Annotated in this window: 1 protein-coding gene; it reads right to left on the bottom strand. The window is 54.0% G+C overall.

The genetic code is table 11. The annotated features are described in order from the left end of the window. Positions 1 to 134: 134 nt before the first annotated feature. On the bottom strand, positions 135 to 441 hold a 307-nt coding region (locus VE26_RS17910; protein WP_046103238.1), incomplete at its 5' end, for a hypothetical protein.

The following is a 441-nucleotide window of genomic DNA, read 5'->3' as shown; positions in this document are numbered from 1 at the left end:
CATCTGAGCGTCGTGCGCATCGAGCGTACCCGCCTTCCCACCGTCCATCCTGAAAGCCGCTTCGTGGTTTATGTCTCCAACTTCGTTCACGCTATTCCCTACTATGCCTCCTATCTTGTCAATTTGGCCGACTATCACCTCACCCATCGCTCGGTCGTTTTCTCCTCCTTCACCTCTTTCTCCAACCCCTCCACTCCCTCCTCTCTCTTCCCCTCCTGTCTTTCTCCTTCATTCTCCCTCTCCTTCTCTCCCCTTTCCCCCTCCCTCCTCTCTTCTACCCCGTTTTTCCCCCTTCCTTTCCTCTGCTTTCTTCTCTCCCTTGCCCCTTTCTTCCCCCTTTGCCTTTCCTTTTCCTCTTCCCCTTCCTCCTTTGCCCCTCTTACCTTCCTCTCCTGCTTGTTCTTCTCCTCCTTCTTTTCTTCCTCTTCCTCCTCCCCCTTT

The organism is Devosia chinhatensis (assembly GCF_000969445.1).
GTDB classification, from domain to species: Bacteria; Pseudomonadota; Alphaproteobacteria; order Rhizobiales; family Devosiaceae; genus Devosia; species Devosia chinhatensis.
The sequence above is the reverse complement of the archived record's forward strand: the minus strand, read 5'-3'. Positions and strand labels throughout refer to the sequence as shown.